The organism is Paenalicyclobacillus cellulosilyticus (assembly GCF_014647315.1).
GTDB lineage: Bacteria > Bacillota > Bacilli > Alicyclobacillales > Alicyclobacillaceae > Alicyclobacillus_J > Alicyclobacillus_J cellulosilyticus.
On record NZ_BMOY01000012.1, the window covers coordinates 14,649 to 35,455 of the forward strand.

Annotated in this window: 19 protein-coding genes and 10 tRNA genes; 23 read left to right on the top strand and 6 right to left on the bottom strand. The window is 58.9% G+C overall.

The window, feature by feature from the left end:
- Window positions 1-81: 81 nt before the first annotated feature.
- The 22 genes from IEX97_RS05250 (at window position 82) to IEX97_RS05355 (ending at window position 15,304) form a co-directional block, all read left to right on the top strand.
- A complete protein-coding gene (locus IEX97_RS05250) occupies window positions 82-1,581 on the top strand; it encodes a cellulose-binding protein (RefSeq protein ID WP_188881572.1) in 1,500 nt (499 codons plus the stop codon).
- A gap of 349 nt (window positions 1,582-1,930) precedes the next feature.
- Window positions 1,931-2,007 (top strand) — tRNA-Arg (locus tag IEX97_RS05255).
- 1 nt (window position 2,008) lies between these two features.
- Window positions 2,009-2,088 (top strand) — tRNA-Leu (locus IEX97_RS05260).
- Window positions 2,089-2,096: 8 nt separating this feature from the next.
- Window positions 2,097-2,172 (top strand) — tRNA-Ala (locus IEX97_RS05265).
- Window positions 2,173-2,208: 36 nt separating this feature from the next.
- A tRNA-Asn gene (locus IEX97_RS05270) sits at window positions 2,209-2,283 on the top strand.
- A gap of 67 nt (window positions 2,284-2,350) precedes the next feature.
- A tRNA-Glu gene (locus IEX97_RS05275) sits at window positions 2,351-2,422 on the top strand.
- 6 nt (window positions 2,423-2,428) lie between these two features.
- Window positions 2,429-2,503, top strand: a tRNA-Val gene (locus IEX97_RS05280).
- Window positions 2,504-2,600: 97 nt separating this feature from the next.
- A tRNA-Met gene (locus IEX97_RS05285) sits at window positions 2,601-2,676 on the top strand.
- A 1-nt stretch (window position 2,677) separates the two neighbouring features.
- A tRNA-Asp gene (locus tag IEX97_RS05290) sits at window positions 2,678-2,754 on the top strand.
- Between the two features lie 3 nt (window positions 2,755-2,757).
- Window positions 2,758-2,834 (top strand) — tRNA-Ile (locus IEX97_RS05295).
- 451 nt (window positions 2,835-3,285) lie between these two features.
- A complete protein-coding gene (locus IEX97_RS05300; RefSeq protein ID WP_188881573.1) occupies window positions 3,286-5,313 on the top strand; it encodes an LppP/LprE family lipoprotein in 2,028 nt (675 codons plus the stop codon).
- Window positions 5,314-5,466: 153 nt separating this feature from the next.
- Complete coding sequence (locus IEX97_RS05305; protein WP_188881574.1) at window positions 5,467-6,039, top strand: anthranilate synthase component II; 573 nt, start codon at window positions 5,467-5,469, stop codon at window positions 6,037-6,039.
- A gap of 14 nt (window positions 6,040-6,053) precedes the next feature.
- Window positions 6,054-7,616 carry an anthranilate synthase component I family protein gene (locus IEX97_RS05310; protein ID WP_188881575.1) on the top strand — a complete coding sequence of 521 codons (1,563 nt, stop codon included), beginning with the start codon at window positions 6,054-6,056 and terminating at the stop codon, window positions 7,614-7,616.
- 31 nt (window positions 7,617-7,647) lie between these two features.
- Entirely contained in the window at window positions 7,648-8,346 is a 699-nt protein-coding gene (locus tag IEX97_RS05315; protein ID WP_188881576.1) for a PspA/IM30 family protein, read from the top strand.
- Window positions 8,347-8,464: 118 nt separating this feature from the next.
- A tRNA-Arg gene (locus tag IEX97_RS05320) sits at window positions 8,465-8,539 on the top strand.
- Between the two features lie 531 nt (window positions 8,540-9,070).
- Window positions 9,071-9,994 (top strand): hypothetical protein, encoded by a 924-nt coding sequence (locus IEX97_RS05325; RefSeq protein WP_188881578.1) that lies wholly within the window; start codon window positions 9,071-9,073, stop codon window positions 9,992-9,994.
- Window positions 9,995-10,104: 110 nt separating this feature from the next.
- Window positions 10,105-10,338 carry a helix-turn-helix domain-containing protein gene (locus IEX97_RS05330; protein WP_188881580.1) on the top strand — a complete coding sequence of 78 codons (234 nt, stop codon included), beginning with the start codon at window positions 10,105-10,107 and terminating at the stop codon, window positions 10,336-10,338.
- A gap of 417 nt (window positions 10,339-10,755) precedes the next feature.
- On the top strand, window positions 10,756-11,526 hold the full coding sequence (locus IEX97_RS05335; RefSeq protein WP_188881581.1) for a bifunctional DNA primase/polymerase: 771 nt from the start codon (window positions 10,756-10,758) through the stop codon (window positions 11,524-11,526).
- Complete coding sequence (locus IEX97_RS05340; protein WP_188881582.1) at window positions 11,523-12,971, top strand: YfjI family protein; 1,449 nt, start codon at window positions 11,523-11,525, stop codon at window positions 12,969-12,971. The genes IEX97_RS05335 and IEX97_RS05340 overlap by 4 nt, the downstream gene beginning before the upstream one ends.
- Window positions 12,972-13,610: 639 nt before the next feature.
- Window positions 13,611-13,979, top strand: coding sequence for a hypothetical protein (locus tag IEX97_RS05345; RefSeq protein ID WP_188881583.1), 369 nt, complete (start codon window positions 13,611-13,613; stop codon window positions 13,977-13,979).
- A 109-nt stretch (window positions 13,980-14,088) separates the two neighbouring features.
- Window positions 14,089-14,514 carry a helix-turn-helix domain-containing protein gene (locus IEX97_RS05350; RefSeq protein WP_188881584.1) on the top strand — a complete coding sequence of 142 codons (426 nt, stop codon included), beginning with the start codon at window positions 14,089-14,091 and terminating at the stop codon, window positions 14,512-14,514.
- Window positions 14,515-14,872: 358 nt separating this feature from the next.
- Window positions 14,873-15,304, top strand: coding sequence for an ArpU family phage packaging/lysis transcriptional regulator (locus tag IEX97_RS05355; protein ID WP_188881585.1), 432 nt, complete (start codon window positions 14,873-14,875; stop codon window positions 15,302-15,304).
- 511 nt (window positions 15,305-15,815) lie between these two features.
- Here IEX97_RS05355 and IEX97_RS05360 read toward each other — a convergent pair.
- The 5 genes from IEX97_RS05360 to IEX97_RS05380 form a co-directional block, all read right to left on the bottom strand.
- Window positions 15,816-16,154 carry a type II toxin-antitoxin system HicB family antitoxin gene (locus IEX97_RS05360; protein WP_188881586.1) on the bottom strand — a complete coding sequence of 113 codons (339 nt, stop codon included), beginning with the start codon at window positions 16,152-16,154 and terminating at the stop codon, window positions 15,816-15,818.
- Between the two features lie 6 nt (window positions 16,155-16,160).
- Window positions 16,161-16,406, bottom strand: coding sequence for a type II toxin-antitoxin system HicA family toxin (locus IEX97_RS05365; protein WP_188881587.1), 246 nt, complete (start codon window positions 16,404-16,406; stop codon window positions 16,161-16,163).
- 44 nt (window positions 16,407-16,450) lie between these two features.
- On the bottom strand, window positions 16,451-16,789 hold the full coding sequence (locus IEX97_RS05370; RefSeq protein WP_188881588.1) for a hypothetical protein: 339 nt from the start codon (window positions 16,787-16,789) through the stop codon (window positions 16,451-16,453).
- Window positions 16,786-17,604: a tyrosine-type recombinase/integrase gene (locus IEX97_RS05375; RefSeq protein WP_229776433.1), complete on the bottom strand. Its 819-nt coding sequence runs from the start codon at window positions 17,602-17,604 to the stop codon at window positions 16,786-16,788. The genes IEX97_RS05370 and IEX97_RS05375 overlap by 4 nt, the downstream gene beginning before the upstream one ends.
- A gap of 354 nt (window positions 17,605-17,958) precedes the next feature.
- Complete coding sequence (locus IEX97_RS05380) at window positions 17,959-18,798, bottom strand: ABC transporter ATP-binding protein (RefSeq protein WP_229776435.1); 840 nt, start codon at window positions 18,796-18,798, stop codon at window positions 17,959-17,961.
- 224 nt (window positions 18,799-19,022) lie between these two features.
- Here IEX97_RS05380 and IEX97_RS05385 point away from each other — a divergent pair, with 224 nt between their 5' ends.
- A complete protein-coding gene (locus IEX97_RS05385; RefSeq protein ID WP_188881591.1) occupies window positions 19,023-20,345 on the top strand; it encodes a family 8 glycosyl hydrolase in 1,323 nt (440 codons plus the stop codon).
- A 63-nt stretch (window positions 20,346-20,408) separates the two neighbouring features.
- Here the strand turns inward: IEX97_RS05385 and IEX97_RS05390 are convergent, their stop codons facing one another.
- Complete coding sequence (locus tag IEX97_RS05390; RefSeq protein ID WP_188881592.1) at window positions 20,409-20,801, bottom strand: cupredoxin domain-containing protein; 393 nt, start codon at window positions 20,799-20,801, stop codon at window positions 20,409-20,411.
- Between the last annotated feature and the right edge of the window lie 6 nt (window positions 20,802-20,807).

Below are 20,807 nucleotides of genomic sequence, written 5' to 3' on the forward strand. Positions count from 1 at the left end.
TGCGAACGTGTACTCCTTTCGCTATAATAAAAATGATACCGTTTTCATAGCGGTGGCTGCGGCCGCGACGGCGGCGGACGCATGCGGCAAGGGGGAATGGGTCTTTTGGCGATGAAACCGGTTTGGTGGCGAAATGCGGCCGCATGGGCTGGGTTGGCGGCGTGGATGTCCGGCGTGTTGGGTGCGGGTGCGGCGGACGCGCGGGCACCGGTTCCGGCGCATGGGATGAAAGCCGCGCTGCATGCTGCCACGCGGCAAAAGAAAGCGATCCCTGCGGCGACCGTCACGGTGTGGACGAAGCGAACCATCGGCGTCCTCCCGGCCACCGCGTGGGGGATGAACACCGCGGTGTGGGACGGGGACCTTCTCGATTCTGCCGTGCCCGGGCTGCTCAAAAACATGGGCGTGCGGATGCTGCGTTTCCCGGGCGGATCGGAGGCGGACGCGTATCACTGGCAGGACGGCAGCATCTCGCTGGGCGGCGGCAACTTCGCCGTGTATCCGGAGGATACGTTTGACAACTTCATGACCGTGGCGCGCAAAGCGGGGGCGCAGCCCATCATCACGGTGAACTACGGATCGAACCGAGACGGTTCGGACGGCGGCGACCCCAAGGAAGCTGCCGCATGGGTCAAGTACGCGAATGTGACCAAGAAGTACCATGTTCAATACTGGGAGATTGGGAACGAGAACTACGGCAGCTGGGAGGTCGACCGCCACAAGGAGAAGGGCCCGGCCGCGTATGCGAAAAACGCGCTGACATTCATCCAGGACATGAAAGCGGTGGATCCGACCATTCGCGTCGGCGTGGTGTTGACCTGTCCGGGCGACGGTCAGGATCCGAATTGGAACCCGACCGTGCTCAAGATTGCGGGCGGCAAAGCGGATTTCGTCATTGTGCACTGGTACCCGTTTGCACTGCCGGGATCGGCTTCCGACATCTTGGCGGCGACGGACAGGATCCCGTGGATCGTGTCCCAGCTGAAACAACAGATCCGCGACTACGCGGGTCCGGCTGGGAAGCATTTGCAGATCCTGGTCACGGAAACGAACTCGGTGGCCAACAGTCCGAACGAGCTGTCTGTCGGGATGGTCAATGCCGTGTTTCTGGCCAACGACTTCACCGGTTGGTTGGAGGGTGGCGTTGCCAACGTGGATTGGTGGGACCTGCACAACTACGGCAGCTCGAGCGGAGACTACGGGGTATTGGCCAACGTCACGGAGGAGCCGTATCCGACTTACTACGCCTTGGTGCTGCTCAACCGGTTTGAGCGGCCAGGGGACACGATGGTCAGGGCGCAGAGCACGCAGCCGGCAGATATCACAGCACACGCGGTGGTGCGCAAAGACGGCAAGACCGCCGTGCTCTTCACCAACCGCAGCGCGACACGCACATATCAGGTGAAGGTGCGCCTCGATGCGGGTGGGTTTCAAGGCGCCGCCACCGTGGATCAATACGGTGGGCAGGCTTCGACCATCACGACGAGATCGCAGGCGGTCGCCAAAGACGGCACCATCACGATCACGTTGCCCCCGTACACCATCGCGGTCGTCGCCGCACCCGTGCACGCTTCCTCTTGAGGCACGGCCTGGGTGTGTCTCATGATGGGCTCCACGAAATCCCCGCTTGCCTGCCAAGCCGGGCGGTCCACGTGACCGCCCGCTTTGGCTTCCGCGGGGCAGGAAAAATTCCTGCGAAAGCCTGTACAGGCCCCTTGCAAATTCGCCGCAGGCGTTGTATTATCATACTCGTCTCCCGCAGGAAATCAGAGAACCGGAGGCAGCCCTGGCAAGGCCTGGGTCCGCCATGAAGAATGGATGGGTGAATGTGGCGGACGAATCGGCGGGTCAATGGGGCTTGCAATCGAACAAAAAACGAGATATAATCAAGGGTGCCGCCCGGAAGGGCGAGGACGTAACGATACGATGCGTGCCCGTAGCTCAGTTGGATAGAGTGCTTGACTACGAATCAAGAGGTCGGGAGTTCGAATCTCTCCGGGCACGCCATGCCGAAGTGGCGGAATTGGCAGACGCACACGACTCAAAATCGTGCGGGAAACCGTGCCGGTTCGAGTCCGGCCTTCGGCATCAAACGTGGGGCTATAGCTCAGTTGGGAGAGCGCTAGAATCGCACTCTAGAGGTCAGCGGTTCGAATCCGCTTAGCTCCACCAAATCCCTTCCCCGGGGGCAATACCCCCGGGGCACGGTCCTCGATAGCTCAGCGGTAGAGCATCCGGCTGTTAACCGGAGGGTCGTAGGTTCGAATCCTACTCGGGGAGCCAATTTTTTGTGCCGTGCCAAGGTGTACGCCTCCTGTGTGGCGGGCCGGGACGCCGGGTACGGTGCTGCGGCCCCATGGTCAAGTGGTTAAGACACCGCCCTTTCACGGCGGTAACGGGGGTTCGAGTCCCCCTGGGGTCATCACCAGGGCGGTTAGCTCAGCGGGAGAGCACTCGCCTCACACGCGAGGGGTCGGCAGTTCGATCCTGCCACCGCCCACCAGCATCGGTTCGGCGTTAAGGCCGCTTGGTTCACGGATACCGAGGGTATCTTTCAGGGTGCCATTTGTTGCAATGCCGTAACTCAATTGAACTTTTGACGCGGGGTGGAGCAGTTGGCAGCTCGTCGGGCTCATAACCCGAAGGTCGCAGGTTCGAGTCCTGCCCCCGCAACCATGGAGCTGTGGTGTAGAGGCCTAACATGCCTGCCTGTCACGCAGGAGAACGCGGGTTCGAATCCCGTCAGCTCCGCCACAAGGGCCTATAGCTCAGCCGGCTAGAGCGCACGACTGATAATCGTGAGGTCAGAGGTTCGAGTCCTCTTAGGCCCACCATACGAATCCCGGTAATCCTCCAAAACCCTTGTGAATCAAGGGGTTTTTTCATTTTTAGTTTGCTCGGAGTTACAAGAGAGTCACAAGGCACTCACATGGATTCGCACGTTGCCTCAACATGGCATCGAGTTGCTCCACAGCTTTTCGTTTCATCGCGTCTCTGACGTGGGACTATATGTAAGCCGTGACGGTGATTTACGTTTGGCCCAGTCGCTTACCGGTTTCTTTTTTTTTTCTCGCCATGTAAACACAGAAAAGATGAATAATTCCGTTGTGGTCTCTGGTTGATTGCATTGTAGAATATCGTCACCGTCATTGTTCCATCCGTTTTATATTCCGCAAGAGATGAACTGAATGCCACATCCGGTTTCTCTCCCCATCTTCGCTGTAACGCCCGAGACCATTTTTCGTCGACATAGATGACCATGTTCATAAAAAAGGAGATCCTCGGATGAAGAAATCGCTCAGTTCAAGCGTCACGGCCGTCTCCCTCGTCTGGATGGGGCTCGTTTTCCCGTGTACCGCATCCGCAGCGGTCAGGCAGGTCCCTCAAGTTGCGCAAGCCACGCCACAAGTCGCGCAAATCGTTGTGAATGGCCATGTCTGGTCGGACAATGTACCGTTCGTGGTCAGGAACGGAACCGATTGGCTCCCTTTGGACGTGCTGATGCAAGCCCTCACGGCCAGCGGCCTGCAGGCCGAGTATGATGGAAGATCGCTCCTCATCAAAAATTTGGCGAATCTGGCGCTCGAGAGCCTGAGTACGCCCCAGGCGAACACCATCCACATGGCCATGGACGCATACGTGCTCACCAACGTGCCCGTGCTCACATGGACTTCAAACTCAGGAAAACAGACATACGTTCCCGTTCCATCTGTGATCCAGGTTCTTACGCACAGTGAGTCAGGGTATTTTGTGACCTGGAAGGATCACCGTTTGACGCTCACCAACGACATGACGGGCGCACCGAGTCTCAGCGAGATTGAACGAGTGATGAGCCAGACGACGGAGATTGGAGATCCGACGGAACATTTCATGCTCATCGGAAAGCCGGTCAGCATCACCATCGGCAACGGAGATACGGTTACTGCGGCGGTTGGCATGCGCTGGCCGACGGCCGATGGGTACGGGCAGGTTGTGTTCTTCTTTCACAACCATCAGTTCGTGGGTCTTGATTCCGACGTAGAGAAGACGGAAATTCAATCGTTGCGAGCAACCCAAAGCGGTATGGCATTCGAGGTCACATATGCCGATTACGCCCCGGATGACCCGATGTACAATCCATCTTTGCCACCGGTCACCGTCACGTTTGGATGGGACGGGAGCACATTTGTGCCGAGCGGTCGGGAATCGATTCCTCGTGGCGCACTGAACCAGTTGAAGGTTCGTGTTCACCGCGATATACAGCCCATCTCCTACAGCGGAGTCCCCGACGAAGTTCGGACGGCCATTCGGCAAGCCTTGCCCAAAGGGGGAGCTCTGGTGAATCGCCCTGGTTCATCTTCCCCCTACCTCGCGGTCGACCTCAATGCAGATGGCCAGGATGAATATGTGGTCGCCTACCGAAATGGTTTCACCATGGGTCTGTTGGTGATGGGTGAGTCGAACGGAAAGTGGAAGGTTCTCTGGAACAAGGCCTTGGCGGGAACACAACTGAGCGAACTCAATGCCGGTCCGATGACAGGGGATGGCACGGAAGAAATTGCGTTTCAAAGCTACCTTGGCGATGGCGCGAACAACGTGTTGATTCTCAAATGGGTGAACGGAGTTGTGAAGCCCGTTCTGCAAGTCACCGGCGTTGCGGATATCGGGGATTTCAATCAAGACGGCGTCATGGAAGTTGCCAATTGGGTGCACGACACAGGACCACTTGAAAAGATTCAGTTGTATGCGTGGGACGCTGCAAAAGGGATGTACGAAAGGGCCAACAACGATGACTTTCCGCGGTATTTCGGCGGCGCTCCGCTTGCGTATGACCAGTGGGTAAGAAATTCGGGAGAGAAAAACCAGGTTCCGCCCAAGATGCTGGACTATGCATTGGCTTCCACGTATGAAGAAATGGGCTTGTACAATCAGGCCGTGATGTATGCCAAGTTGGGTCTGCAACAGCCCGCGCGCGCTTATCCGGAGAACCGAGCCTTCCAATCGATACTGAATCAAGCCATGGCTCGCCAAAAACAAGCCGCGGCGTACGTCCATTTGCCCGCATCGGTCAGACGAACCGTGGACAGGGTCTTGCTGAAATACAGCAATTTTTACAATCCCCCTTTTGCGTCCACCCCCATGGTGGCGATGAACAAAGATGGGTCCTGGCGGGTACGTGTAATAGGCGGCATGTTTCACAATCTGGTGGATGGGCGCTACGTCTTGGCATCGGAGCTGGCGTTCACCGTATCCCGGGACGGCTCCAGCGCAACTTCGCTGGTGGCCAGGAATGCCCTCGGTCAGCGCGTATGGCTAGTGAACGCGGTGCAATGAGATTGACGAAGGAACACAGGCCGAGTAAGCTGAAAGCAGATGAGCGGAGCCAAGTTGAGCCGAGCGAGGCGTGGAACCGGACACGTCAGCCGCAGCTTGCCGCTGCGGCTTTTCTGATCGCCGGTTCGCGCCGCAGAGGAGAGGTGAGCGAGCGTGTTGCTTGTCCTGGATAACTTCGATTCCTTCACCTACAATCTCGTGCAGTATTGTCTGGAACTCGGCGCCGATGTGGTCGTGCGCCGCAATGATGTGTCGATCGAGGCGTTAAAATCGCTGCGTCCGGATGCCCTGCTGGTGTCTCCTGGACCGTGCACGCCAGATGAAGCCGGGTGTTCCGTCGCGGCGATTCAATATTTTTCCGGCCGAATCCCGGTGTTGGGCGTCTGCCTGGGCCATCAGGCACTTGGGCAGGCGTTCGGCGGCCGGGTGGTGCGTGCCCCGGAGTTGTTTCACGGCCGCACGTCCCTGATTGCGCATGACGGCGATCCGCTGTTCCGCGACGTACCATCGCCGTTTGTCGCGACGCGGTACCATTCGCTCATCGTGGATCGGGAATCGTTGCCGAGCGAGTTCACCATCATCGCCACTTGCGGTGACCTCATCATGGGCTTGCGCCATCGCCCGACCGGAGCGCTTGGCATTCAATTCCATCCGGAATCCATTCTGACGGAGCACGGCAAAACCATATTGCGCAACTTCCTGGCCATGGCGCCGGTGCGGGTTTGAAGGGGGAATCACCGATGCAACGCATCCATTGCGAAGTTGTCGCCGGTGTCCCTGTCGACCCGTTCCATCTGTATATCGATCTCGTCGCTCGTTTGGCCGAAGGACAGGTGTTCTTGCTCGATGCCGCACGGGACGAAGGGGACCCTGCTTACAGACGCAGCATCCTCGGCGTGTGCCCGGTCCTCGAGGTGCAGGTGAAGGATGGTTGGGTGCGCTTGGCGGCGGAACCTGGATTGGGAGACGCGCTGGAATCCGCGTTGACGCAGGAGTTCGGCACGCCTTCTGCGGAGCCTGCCGCACTGCCGCCGTTCGCGAGCGTGGTTCGCGGTGCACGCTGCGCATGGTTTGCCGCCGACCCCATGGCCATGTTGGAGTCCATCCGGCGTATCATCCGTGACTTGACGGGGGATCTTCCCGTGCCGTTCTCGGCCGGTTTTCTCGGTTACATCGGGTACGACGCCGTGCACTATTTGGAGTCGCTCCCCAAGACGACGCTGGACGATCGCGGTTTGCCCGACATTCGGTTGCAATGGCATGCGGGCTTGATCCACGTCCTGGGCGAGGACTTGACGCTGTACGACGCCCTGCCCGCATTGGCTCGCGTCGTTTCGCGCGATGGCGTGGAAGATCTGTCGACCGCCCTCGACACGGTGCGGGATGCGTTGCGCGGTGACGGATGGCGGCGCGCAGCCAAGGCACTGCGCGAACTGGAAGAGGCGTACGGGGATTCGCCGGGGGACATCGTTCATGATGTAAGCCAAGCGGAGTACGAGGAAAATGTTCGTCGGGCCAAGGAGTATATCCGCGCCGGCGACATCTTTCAGGTCGTGCTCTCCCGCCGGATCCGGGTCAAGAAAACCGTTCACCCGTACGTGGCGTACGATCGTCTGCGCAAGCTCAATCCTTCGCCGTATATGTTCATGGCGGAGTACCCGGATATGCGCTTGTTCGGGGCGAGCCCGGAGGTCCAATTTCGCGCGGTCGGCGGCGTTGCGGAGATGAAGCCCATCGCCGGGACGTCTCCGGGACGGGGTAAGACACCGGAAGAAGACGCACAGCTCGTCCAACGCTTGCTGGCGAGTGAGAAAGACCGGGCGGAGCATGTCATGTTGGTCGATCTGTGCCGCAACGACCTCGGACGGGTGTGCACCGCGGGCAGCGTACGTGTGCCTGAGTTGATGGTGGTGGAAACGTACTCGCATGTCTTCCACCTCGTCTCCCGTGTGGTCGGGAGGCTGCGGCCCGACGTGAGCGTGTTCCATGCCTTGTTGGCCACGTTTCCGGCCGGTACGCTGTCCGGGGCACCGAAGATCCGCGCCATGGAAATCATCGACGAACTCGAACATTGGCGGCGCGGACCGTACGGCGGACTCATCGGCATGGTCGATTTTGCGGCCAATGCCAACACCGCCATCATCATCCGCAGCGTGATCGAATACCGCGACACGTATTACGTCCAGGCGGGGGCCGGGATTGTCGCCGACAGCGATCCGACGTTGGAATGGCAGGAGTGCGGCCATAAGGCGGGGGCTCCGCTCGTCGCGCTGTGCGGCCGGCATGCCTCCATCCGTGTATAATGAACGTGAAGGGGAAGGAGGTCATGCGGGCATGGGTTGGATGAAGCGTGCGGCGAGCATCGTGGAGGCGAAGGTCAATCGCTTGTTGGACCGCTTGGAGGACCCGAACGAGACGCTCGACTTGAGCTACGAAAAGCTGATGGACGGCTTGGCGGAGGTTCGGCGCAGCCTGGCCGACGTCGTCACGGAGCAAAAACAGCTGGAGTTGCAGATGCAACAGGTGGAGGCGGAGGTCCGCAGGCGCGAGGAGGAGGCGCGGGCGGCGGTCCGTGCCGGGCGGGACGACCTGGCGGCGGCCGCGTTGGACCAGAAGCATCGGCTGTTGGAGCAATTGGAGCAGATGAAGCAGGGTCATGAACGGATTGCTGCACAGGCAGAGCGGCTCAAGGCGGCGGAGCGGCGCTTCCAGGACCGGGTCCAGGCGTTCAGGACGCAAAAAGAGGTCACCAAGGCGACGTACAACGCGGCTGCGGCCGAGGTACGGATGAGCGAGTCGCTCAGCGGGATCCGCCGGGAGTTGGGGGATGTCGGCGAGGCTCTGCGGCGCGCCAATGAGAAGGCGGAACAGATGACCGCTCGCGCCATGGCGATGGAGCAGTTGCACGAGGAAGGCATCCTTGAAGATCCGCTGGACCAGCGCGATCGCGTCGCGCGGGAGTTGGAGGATCTGCGGCGGCAGTCCGCGGTGGAGGAGGAACTTGCGGCGCTCAAACGGGAACTAGGCGTTTGATGCGCCGCACCCCGCAACTTTCGCCCCGCAGCCGCGGGATGAGTACCGTGTGAGCGCCGAGACCGTCATCTCGTCTTGCATGACGCCATTTACCGTGTTATACTATCCACTGTCGCTTGCGCCTATAGCTCAGCGGATAGAGCACCGGTCTCCGGAACCGGGTGCGGGGGTTCGATTCCCTCTAGGCGCACCAGGGAAAGCAAAAACCCTTGTGTATCAAGGGTTGGCGCACTGTCGATGGAAAATCGGCGGTGCGCTTTTTCATTCAGCGACAACGGTTTTCGCCATACTCTATACCACGAAACAGAACCACTGGCAATGGTATAATAGGCCCCGAACGGGAACGCGTGTTCGCGGGAGTGGCACGATGGTGGCTAAGAAGCGCAATGGGCCGCGCGTCATGGACAGACCACGAGTAATAGGTCTGGGAGCCATGGACGGAGGCTATTCGAAGACTGAAGCTAGGCGTGAGTTTCTTCAAGCTGTAGACCGGGTTGAACCTAGAGTTCGGCAGGAGCTTCTCGAACTTGCCCCGTTGGTCGGGAGCGTCTGCCAGAGCGAATTCGCAGATGGACAAAAAAGCGTAGCATGTGAAACTGCCTCGCTGGCTCCCCGGTGGGGTTATTTGTCTTTTATGAGTTTGGTGCAGCCGTGGAGGGAATACATGGTGGGCGGGATTTGATGCTCACCCCTATATTATGTGCCTAAAGGGAGGGGACGGAATATGGCGAAGGGGACGGAGAAGCGATACGCCACACCGGAAGTCGAGGCGTGGAAGCATCGAGTTAAGTTGTTTGGTCTCATTGAAGAATTAGAGGCAGAGGATGAGACATTTCGGCCATTGCGTGACTTGAGGGATATGGTACTTCCTCACGCTAAAGAGGTGCTAAAAGGAATAGCTACATACGATGACATAAATGAATGGTGGATGTACTTTTATGAAGTATTTGTTAATTCGGATTTGATTATCAATTTAACACCATGTTCTCAAGCCCTTTTACAATGGGAGAAGAAATGGAACTTCCCTCTGTGGGCCCGAGGACAAGTGCTATCCACGTTAGCGCACTGGTCTACCTATCCGGATATAGTTGGGAGGAATCCGTTGCGCTGGGACGGATTTGTAGTGCCCTTGATGAGTGAAGAAGACATGCTGTATGCAACCGACCTTTTGGACTTCGGGTTCCTTGTGGATAAAGGTGATAGCGATGACAACGAGGGAGAAGACGTTGATGCCATCTACTATGCTGCACAAATCCGTAGGGAGACTTTTTTTAAGTTACTTGCGGATTTGAAATACAATGACGACTCGGAGCTCGATTGGTATCCACTCTTTGAATCCAGAAAACATGTTAAGCAGAGAATTATGAGTCTGCTTGAAAAAGCCGTCGATATATATCTCGATAAAATCGAGTCCCAATGCGAATCTCTCGGTCTGAAGCCAGAAACTAAAAAGTACCAGAAGGGCGAGCGTCACTATCGATGGTTTGCGCGTTATGTGTTTCACGGGTGGACATACGAGAAGATTGCCGATGAAGAAAACGTGCCAGACTCCGACACTATCCGCAAGGCAGTGACTGACCTCGGAAAACTCATGAACACACCCGTTGAGAGAAACACTCACTTTGAATCCCACTCCAAAAAGGCATGAGACGCCGCATTCCAGGATTTTTTGCTCGTCATCCAAAATTCCTTCCGGGCCGCTTTTCGTTCCTCTACGATGGAGGCGGGAAGCGGCCCTTCTCGTGGAGGTGAAGGATAGTGACACGGATTGAACTCATCCGGCGTATGAAAGGACTCACGCAAACGCAGGTGGCAAAGGAGCTCGGTATTTCCCCGTCCATCGTCTCGCACGTGGAAAGGCGGCGCAGGTACCCCTATCCAAAGATTCGTCAGGCAATGGCAACAATCTACGGAGTCCCCGAAGCAGCGCTGTTTGACCAAGACGGGTGGCCCCTGTTGGCGGCGGTGCCTGAACTTCCGAAAGCCGAATAAAAACGACCCCGGCGCTGGCCGGGGTGAAAGAAGGAGTTGACGCAATGAAAAAGCGCAACGCACGCCCTGTCCGCTGGCAGGGCAAGACGGTAGGACGTGTTGCGGGGCAAACGTTTGTGAAGAACGTTGTCCGGGCGCGTCATCTACTCAGGGCCGTCGGCGGCTACGCCATTCAAGCCCCAATCCTCGAGGACTTACATGCACGTGGTGTCCGAGAAGTCCGGGTGCATGAAATGGATACTGGAAACGTTTACTGGACTACGTTAGAGACCTTTCGGACGAAGGGCAAGCGAGTCAACTTCGGACACGGCCCACAGGTGGCTTTGCCACTCGAGCACTGGCAGTGCGAAAGGTCTGCCCAACTGTCGCTGCTATGACAAAGTCGACCCTAGCCTGGGCTCGAAAGGAGGCCGCTTCGTGAAGCATGATACCACATTCCTCCCCGCCGTCCAATACGCGCAGCGGGGGCTGTCCGTGATTCCTGTGGAGCCACGCGGGAAACGCCCGCTTCTGCAATGGCGGCCATTTCAAACGCACGCGCCAACACCCGAGCAGGTGGAGCGTTGGGCGCGCCAGTGGCCCGAATGCAATTGGGCCATCGTGACGGGCGCTGTCAGTGGTGTCGTCGTTTTGGACCTGGACAGTCCCGAAGCGGTTCATGAAGCCAAGCGGCGGGGGCTCCCCCGCGCCCCGGTGGTTTTTACAGGCAAGGGGTATCACCTGTACTTCGCCCATCCTGGCTACAACGTTGCCAACACCGTCCGCGTCCTCCCTGGCGCGGACATTCGCGCGGACGGCGGCTATGTTGTCGTCCCCCCGAGCGTTCATCCGTCCGGCCATGTGTACGCATGGATACGGGGGCGGTCCATCCTGGACCTTAACCCCCCGCCCATGCCCGAGTGGCTTCATGCGCTGCTGTCGGCTCCCGTATCCGCTCTCCACACCCCGCAGCACGATACCATGACAGACCTGGAGCGGATAGCGCTGGGTGTGGACGAGGGAGAGCGGAACCAAGCGGCGGCCCGTTTAGCCGGGTATCTGCTCAAATACCTGCCCCATCCGAGGGTAGCAGTCGCATTGATGGAGGCTTGGAACTTGACAAACCGCCCCCCGCTGCCCTGGCAAGAACTTCAGCGGACCATAAACAGCATCGCCCGTCGTGAAGCACGAAAGGAGGCGAGCGCATGAACATGACAGGCATCACCGAACTTGAGGCCATTCGGAGAGCACGGATGATGCGTCGTTCATTGTCGGACCTTCCCGAGAAGTTGACTGTCCCGTTCAAAACAGAGGCGGTAGAGCCGTTCCCGGTGGAAGTGTTCCCGGAGCCACTGGCGCGATTCGCTGCGGAAGGGGCCGCGTCACTATGCTGCCCTGTGGATTTCCTCGCCATGCCTATGCTATCCGTGGCGGGGGTTCTCATCGGCAACAGCACTATCATCCGCGCCAAAGCGGACTGGGAAGAATACGCGCGTATCTGGACCCTCATCGTAGGCGACCCTGGTTCCGGGAAGACCCCCGCCCTCGAGTTGGTCCTTGAGCCACTTCATGTGATTCAGCGGGAACTGGCAGACCGTTTCGAGGCTGCACAGGCAGCTTACGAAGAGGACGTCAAACGCTGGGCTGAGGACAAAAGCAAGCCCAAACCGGTTCCGCCCGTAATGGAGCAGGTTTATACCACGGACACCACCATCGAAGCCTTGGCGGAGGTCTTGGCACGGACTGAGCGCGGATTGCTCATCTATCAGGAAGAGGCCGCAGGTTGGGTGCTGAGCCTCAACCAGTACAAGGGCGGGCGCGGTTCGGACAAGCAGCATGCGCTGAGTCTGTGGAACGGAGCCCCCATCATGGTCAACCGGAGGGGACGGCAGCCCACATACATCCCCAGGCCGTTCGTTGGCTTCACCGGGGGCATTCAGCCCGAAATCCTAGGCCAACTGCGGAATGAAATGTCCGAGTCGGACGGGTTCATTCATCGTTTCCTCATTGTGAGCCCTGACCCTGTTCCGAAGAAACGGACTGAAGCGGTGGTTTCAGAGGCGGCTAAATGGGCGTGGGACAAAGCGTGCCGCTCCCTCATGGCGCTGGAACCTGCCGAAGACGGACCATACCCGCTTGGATTCACTGCAGACGGGCTAGAAGCCTGGCATGACTGGATTGATGCCCACTACGAGGAACAGAACGCGGTGGACTTCCCGGACCACTTGCGCGGTCCATGGGCCAAGCTGGAGAGCTATTCACTCCGCCTGGCGTTGGTGCTTCATATGCTGCGGGTTGTGTGCAGGGAAATTCCCGATGACGCGGACGTGGACGCTGAAACCATGGTGCGGACGACCAGGCTCCTTTCTTACCTGAAGTCTCACACCAGGCGTGTGTATGCGGAACTAAGGGAAACTCCCGAAGACCGAAAGGTGCGTTTGGCGGTCGCATGGTTGCAAAAACGCGGGGGCGAGGCCACGTTAAGGGACTTTCTGACCTACAAGGTGGCCGGAACGAAGACGGCTTCCGACGCCTGCAACTTGGCAGACCTGCTGACTGAGCGCGGACATGCCTACATGCAGAAAGCTGGCCGAACTTATGTGGTGAAACTGGTAACGGAACTGGAAACTGAGGGACGTGATTCTGATTCGTAATTCATTGTACCACTCTGCACTCTGCATATGGTCGATTTTCTCAGTCGTGATGCTGGTTTTCGAGCTTTTTTCTACTCTGCATCGTACTCTGCACTACTCTGCACTTCGCAGCAAACTGCAGAGTCCTGCAGAGTCGTTTGCAGAGTACAAAAATAACCCGAAAAGCCTTGTGGCATAAGGGATTTCGAGCAAACTGCAGAGCGCAGAGTGAGTATATGAAATAGAACTCAGCAACTGACTTGAGAACTGGAAATTCCGCTGGAAGGCAGTGGTCAAGGTGGACAAGCCAAAGCGAAAAAAACCGGCCATGACCATCTATGACGTCGAACTCCCGCAACAACCCCAGGGTAAGCCCAGGCGGAGAGGGAGCACTGCCCCCGCGCCCCTGCCAATAGAAGAGCCAAAGGAGCGAACCTTGGAACGACAGGAGCCGAACAACGCCCCCGCCTATGTCGTTGCGGTAGACGGTTCTCCTGTGGCTTCTCTCACAAGCCTGGCAGAGGCGTTAGAAGCCCTGGCAGAATCCGTCCGCTCCATGCGCCCGACTCCTGGACATACGGCGAAGGTGGAGTTGCTGGATGGTCAGGGTAAGGCGCTTCGCGTGTGCTATCTTCCGCCTTGGCCGAAGGGGGTGGGAGCATGACCAACGAACAGGTGGAAGCCACCAAGTCCGCCCAAGGCCGCCGCGCCCGCCGCCGTGGGCGAGACTTCGAACGCGCCGTGGCGAAATACCTTGGCGGCGAATTGGTTCCCCTCAGCGGCGCGCTGGGTGGCAAATGGAGCGGGGACGTGACGCTGACCATTGGTGGCCAGACGTATCAGATTCAGACGAAGCGAACGAAGGCCCTGACCACTCAACGGCGGTGGCTGCAGCACGACGGCAGCGACATCCTGGTGCAAGCCAACCCCAGAGAACCCGTCCGAAAGGCGTTGGTGGTGATGGAGTTGGAGACATTCCGGCGATTGATAAACTGCATCCAGCCTGAAATGCCCCTAGAAGCCCCATAGAGGCGCGGAAGGGGCGTCGGGCTATGGAAGGGACCCCCGCCGCATAACAAACCCTTAGAATGGCTGCTAGAGGCCTCAGAGGGCGAGCATAATGACGGAGGTGGTGGAGATGACGAAAGCCGTCAAAACCCGGCAATTGAGCATTGAACAGGAGAACGCCATAGACCTGCTGCTGATGGGCAAGAGTGACCGCGAAGTGGCGGAGGCCGTGGGCGTGACACGGCAGACCGTGTGGGAATGGCGCAATCGCAACCCTGACTTCATCGCAGCACTCAACGCCCGGCGGCAAGAGTTGTGGGGCGCGCAGGTGGAACGTCTGCGGCAGCTTGTGGCCAAGGCGGTGGACGTACTGGAAGAGGACTTGCATCAAAACGCGGACGCCAAGCTGCGCCAAGCGGCGGCGGTGCATATTCTGCGCGCTGTCGGGCTGTATGGCACAGACCTGCGTCCCACTGGCCACACCGACCCGGAAGAAATCGAAGCCGAGCGGAAGAACGACGAACTGTTCAAGGAACTCATGTTGCAACTCAGCTGAGGCTTGCTATACGGGCGGCAGTGCCCGTACCGCATGGTGGTTCCCCGCGTCCCCCGCGCTTCCCCACGGGGGTTCGCGGGGGTGTCGTGGCGAACGCGAACATTGCCAAGGCTGACAAAGGCGTATTCATCCGTGACACCGTAGACCGTACAACAAGAATTGAGTTGGTTTCTGTGATTGGTAACGATGAGCGTGCAACGACACGCCCGCCGACTATCCAACGGACATCCTGCGGACATCCGATGGACATCCAGTGGACGTCTGAGGGACGCCGCAATGCGGGCGTAGCGGCAGTGGTCCCGCATCGCAAAAACAAACCCCATGAAAGAAACAACCCCATGCAAGCGGGGGTGCTCGCATGAGACTGGCGAAGGAGACACGCCGGGAGGTGATTGGGGCGTTGAGGTTGTGCAGGCTGTATGAACAGCTTGGATTTCATCCCGGCTATGAGCCGCGCATCACGCCATCCTATTCCCTGGCCAAGAGCCAACAGACCAACTGGGAGTATTCGACGACCGAGGACACCGCCCGGAAGAACGTGGACACCGAATGCGAACGGCGGCAGCACGTGGAATGGGTGCGGGGGGCCATGCGGGTGCTCAGTCCCGTCGAACGGGACATCATCGAGAGGCGCTACTTCCAGGACATGAGCGTGGCGCGCATTGCGGCGGAATTGTTCATGGGCGAGCGTACATGCCAGGCGCACTGCAACCGGGCGATGATAAAGCTGGCCATGGCCATGGGATTGCTCACGCCGGAAGAGGAACGGGAGGCAGCAGCGGTGCTGTAGGCCCCCGCGTATCGTAACGCGTTACGTAACGCTGGCATGACGCGTTATGCTGCAAGAATCCATAGAGCAATTGCAGGAAGGGGACGCGAAGGAATGAACAGCATGACGCTACTTTGGATGCTGGCTGGCATGATAACGGGCACGACCGCCGGGCACGTACTGGTCATGGTATGGACACGCTGGCGAGTCCGGCGAGCAAGGGGCGACTTGGGCTGACATCCTGTTCCGCTTGTCTTACACCCGCCTGACGTACCACTTACGGCTTTCTTCATGCAGCGGACAAGCGTAACAAGCGAGACGAAACGCGCCCAAGCGAAACAGACGGGTTGCCAAAGGGCAATTCCCTAACGCCGCAAAAAGAAAGTGGCCCACCCCTTCCCGGAAATTCCGGGAGTTTCCCGGAAAGTCCCGCAGGCGCGGGGGCGTCCGTATGGCTGGACACCCCCGCCACGATGTTGATTCCAAAGAAACGTGGTGTCTATGTGGGTGAACACCGTGTTTGGAGAGTGCATCAAAGGTGGAGCACTCTCTTGGCCTCTTGCTCCAACAATTCTGCAACCCATGCGTTCATCGACTTGCCAGTTCGCTTTGCCGCAAGTGCAATTTCGCGATGGACTTCCGGGCGCACGCGAACGACGAATTGTCCGGAATACGGTTTATCAGGTTCTTCACCACGTTCACGGCATAAATCGAGATAATCGTCAACAGAATCACGGAAGGCTTGCTCAAGCTCATCGACAGAGCGGCCTTGAAACGTGATAACATCGCGGGTGTAAATGACTTCACCGTGAAATACCTTGGCTTCGTCGTCGTATTCCACCTGTGCCATGTACCCCTTATACGTCATCATCCGGTGTCACCCCGCTTCGATGAGAAAACGACGCACAGACTTAAGCGCACCTTTGTCTGTGACATCCGTTGGGTGAGGCCGATGAAAGACAGCGCGAACCCCGTTTAACACAACACGTACACGTGACCCGCGTCCCTCTGTGACTTCTGCGCCACAAGCGAGCAACAGGGATTCAACGTCACTCCATCGCACATCCGAACGAACAGGGTCTTCGAAGATGGCCGCTAACACGCCCCAATGGGCCGCATTCATAAGTATCACCGCTTAGTATCATGATATGCGAAGCGCAATAGCAGTCACAACAGCCGCATGACCCGCGCCAATGGCTGCAAGTCCTTTTTGTGCGGTGCATGGCGCCACAGTTCCACGCTGCCATGCGGCCCTTCCACGCGCACAGCCACGCAATAGGGTTTCTCCGCGAATTGGGCGGCCTTCAGCACGCGGTCCATGGCATAGCGGCGGTGTTCCACAAACAGCACAGGCTGCCCCCGCTCCATGCGGATGGTCACGCTGCCGCTGTCCACTGACCAACGCATCAGCCCAACGTTGCGGCATGTCAGCGCCGCCTTGGTAAAGTCCGCCCGTATCAGCGCGTCCACGTCCATGACGCTTGCAGGCTGCCAGTTCATGTTCATGAGCGGCCCACCTTCCGTGCCCGCGTCCGTTGCGGCAGAAGTTGATTCACGGGTGACGCCATGGCGTGCTGTTCATGCAGGTCGGATTCCGCAAGATGGACATAGCGTTTGGTCATGGTCAGGGAAGTGTGCCCAAGCTGGCGCTGGAGGGCGAACACATGCCCCCCGCCGCGCAGGAACATGATGGCGCTGGTGTGGCGGAGCATGTAGGGTGTAATCCGAACGCCCAGTTTACGTGCGTAATCGGCAATACGACGCGCCCATGCGTTCCTGTCTAACTGCCGCCCGCTGGCACTTGCGAACACAGGCACATCATCGCCCCAATCCGCCGGGCGAGCGGCAAGTAGTTTGCGAATGGCTTTCGCGGTTTGCGGCGACATGACCACAGTGCGGGCTGTACGGGTTTTGGCTGTCGTTGCGGGTATGGTCACTTCCAGCGCGGACAGGCGGAAGTGTTCAGGGAGCAGTTGGAATGCCTCGCCTGGTCGGATGCCAGTATCCAATTGCAGGAGCATCAAGGCATAGTCCCGCAAGCCCGCGTATGTGCGTTGGTCAGGGAGTTCAAGCAGCCGCTTGAGCGTGTCGGCGTCCACATTGCGGCAGTTGCCTTCGTTCCGGCGCTTGGGGATGCCATTCAAAGGATTCGACGGCAAGTACCCTTCCTCGACGCACCATGCGAAGAAGGCCTTCAGGTATTCACGGCGCAGGTTGAAGTACGTCGCGGACTTGTCGCGGAGACTGGCAAAATGGGCAGCCACAGCCCGCTTCAGGGTATGAACGTCGGGCCAAGCGTCGGGGTGTTCTTGAAAAAACACAGGGACATGTCTCCGATAGTCGTCCAATGTGCGCGGCGAACGCCCGGCTGCCTGCTTGATGAGCAGAAATTCCTCAAACGTGGCTTGCCAGTTGGTCTGTGTCGTCATACAACAGCGGCTCCCCTTTCGCGAGACAGGGTTCCGCTGTCGCTGAATCAGGTGCACCGGTCTTACCACTTGAGGGAACCACTCTGCGGGGGAAAACTCCGCGCCAATTCGGCATATCACCCGCATGGTTCAAGCCAGATTCCTTTTGGGTCTCCGGAACCGGGTGCGGGGGTTCGATTCCCTCTAGGCGCACCAGGGAAACATGGCCTGTCGTGTCGCGACGTGCGCGCACGGCAGGCCATGTTCTTATGTCGAATGTCCTCTGCTGCCGGTGCGCCACACGGGGATGAGACCTCGTTCGGTGCGCAGGCGCACCCAATACCGTCCATCGGCGTGATCGAGGCGGATGGGCACGGAGAAGGCGTGGCTCAACACCGCTTCGGTGATGGTGTCACGGATGGGGCCTTGTGCCAGGACGCTGCCGTCTTTCAACACCAGGGCATGGGTGATGGCAGGCACAATCTCCTCTACATGATGGGTTACATAGATGATGGTCGGACCGTCCGGCTGGCTGGCCAGGGTTTGGATGGCACCGAGCAGGGTCTCGCGCGCCAAGAGGTCGAGCCCGTTGCACGGCTCATCCAGAATGAGCAGTTCGGGTTCCGCCATCCAGGCGCGTGCCAACAAGACCCGCTGTCGCTCTCCTTGCGACAGGGTGGCGAGCGGGGCGTCCGCCAGGTGTTCACATTGAAACGCCTTAAGCAGCGCCCGCGCTCGCGCCTCGTCTTCCGCGCTTGGCTGCTCATAGAGGCTGATGGACGCGAAGCGGCCGCTTTCGACGACACGCACTGCCGGTTCATCTGGATAGCGTTGCTCGAACTGTTCCCCGAACGCCGCGTTCACCCAACCGATACGGCGGCGGACCTGGCGCAGATCACAGCGACCGAACTGGCAGCCGAGGACTTCCACCTTGCCTTGCGTCGGCCAGACGTATCCGTTGAGGATGTTGAGCAGGCTCGTCTTGCCCGATCCGTTGGCTCCGATGAGCGCCCAGTGTTGTCCGCGCTCGATGACCCAGTCGATTCCGCGCAGCACCTCACGCTGTTCCCGGCGCCACCTGATACCTGTCAAACGCGCAACCGCCAAGATCCATCCCTCCCGCTGGCTGGTGCACTGCGCATGCCCGTCATCTCGGTTGCACACGACCCCCATCTCGTTCGACGCCTGTCTGTGATTCCCTGCTTCAGGCGGGCGAGCGACGCTTCCCCCATGCCTTGCGGGTGTCTTGCAAGCGCATTCATCCGGCAGTCCGCTTGTGATAAAATTCTTAGTATCCGAACGAACATACTAGTATGCATAGGAGGATGCTCATGAACCGCGAGGTGTCACAGGGCACAGGCGGGATGCGGCTTTCCCGGCGGCGGTTGCGCTGGTGGACTGCAACCGCGGCATTGTGGGCGGGTGTGGCGGCAGGATGCACGCCGTGGGTGTCCGCACACACGCTGAAGCAAACCGTGAAACATGACGCTGCGCCGGCCAAGGGGGCGTTTGCGACCGGACAATACCCGAATTTGTTTGCCCAAATTGGCAAATCGCCTCAACAAATTCAGGCCAAAATCAATGCCGCGTGGCAGCAGTTGTTTCACGGCGATCCAAACAACGAGACCGTGTACTACCCGTTCAAGAACGGGACTGCGTACATCTATGACACCGGCAACCAGGACGTGCGCACCGAGGGCATCGGCTACGGGATGATGATTGCGGTTCAATTGAACCACAAAAAGGAATTTGACGCGCTGTGGAAGTTTGCGAAGACGTACATGCAGAACAAGGACGGGCCGGAGAAAGGATACTTCGCGTGGCATACCGACAATCAGGGCAACGTCCTCGATCCCGGTCCCGCACCGGACGGCGATTCATGGATCGCCACAGCGCTTTTGTTTGCCGCCGGACGCTGGGGCAACGGCACCGGGATATACAACTACACGGCGCAGGCGCAGCAGATCCTGCACGCGATGCTTCACCAGACGGACAACGGGGGCATCAACATGTTCGACGCCACGGCGCACCTGCCGGTATTTGCACCTTCCGGCAACGCGGCGACGTTCACGGACCCGTCGTATAACCTGCCTGCGTTCTACCGTATCTGGGCGCTCGCCGACAAACAGGATGCGGCGTTCTGGAATCAAGCCGCACGGGCGAGCGAGGCGTTTTTCCACAAGGCGGTCAATCCGAAGACAGGTTTGACACCCGATTACGCGACGTTCGACGGCATCCCCACCGGACCGGAGGACCACACGAACTTTGAATACGACGCGTGGCGGACCATCGCCAACGCCGCCGTCGATTACACATGGTTCGCGGCGGATCCTTGGCAGCGGACATACGCCAATACCTTGGAGTCGTTCTTTTTGCGCCAAGGTATCGATACGTACGTGAGCTTGTATACCGTCGACGGCAAACCGCTCGGCCAGTATCATTCGACAGGTTTGGTGGCGATGAACGCGGCGTCCGCCCTGGCGGCAACGCTTCCGAACCGGCTGAAGTTCGTCCAAGCGCTGTGGAACGCACCCATCCCGACGGGCCAGTACCGGTATTATGACGGGATGCTCTACATGCTCGGCCTGTTGTACTGCAGCGGGGAATTCAAGGCCTGGGGGTACGGCCATGGCTTGACGGGACATGTGAAATGACATCAAGGCGCGGATGGGCGCGCACGTCGCGAGGCAACATACGGGTATGCTTGGGATGCCGCATCATTTCATATCCGTCACCACGAACCATCCGGTGAACTCCGGCGTCTCCGTGCCGCTTGGATCGGAGATCATGTCAAACGTGCCCGCTTCATCCGGCGTGAAGCGGATAGTGGAGACTTCACCCGGACCGAGATTGCGGGTGAAAATGTAATAGTGCGGGATCGACAGTTGGTGCACGCGTGTCCCTTGATTCACGACGCGGATGAACACCGGTTCGTTGACCACGGCCGTCACGCGTGACGGGCGAAACCCTTGGTCGGTGATGGCAATCTCGATCCGCCGTTCCACCGGCTGGGCGTATGCCGAAGCGGGGGCGATTGCGGCAAGCGCGGCGGCAGCGGCGAACGTGACGAAGGCAGCGGCGGCGGCAAAGCGGGCGACTGCACTGCGCATGGGGAA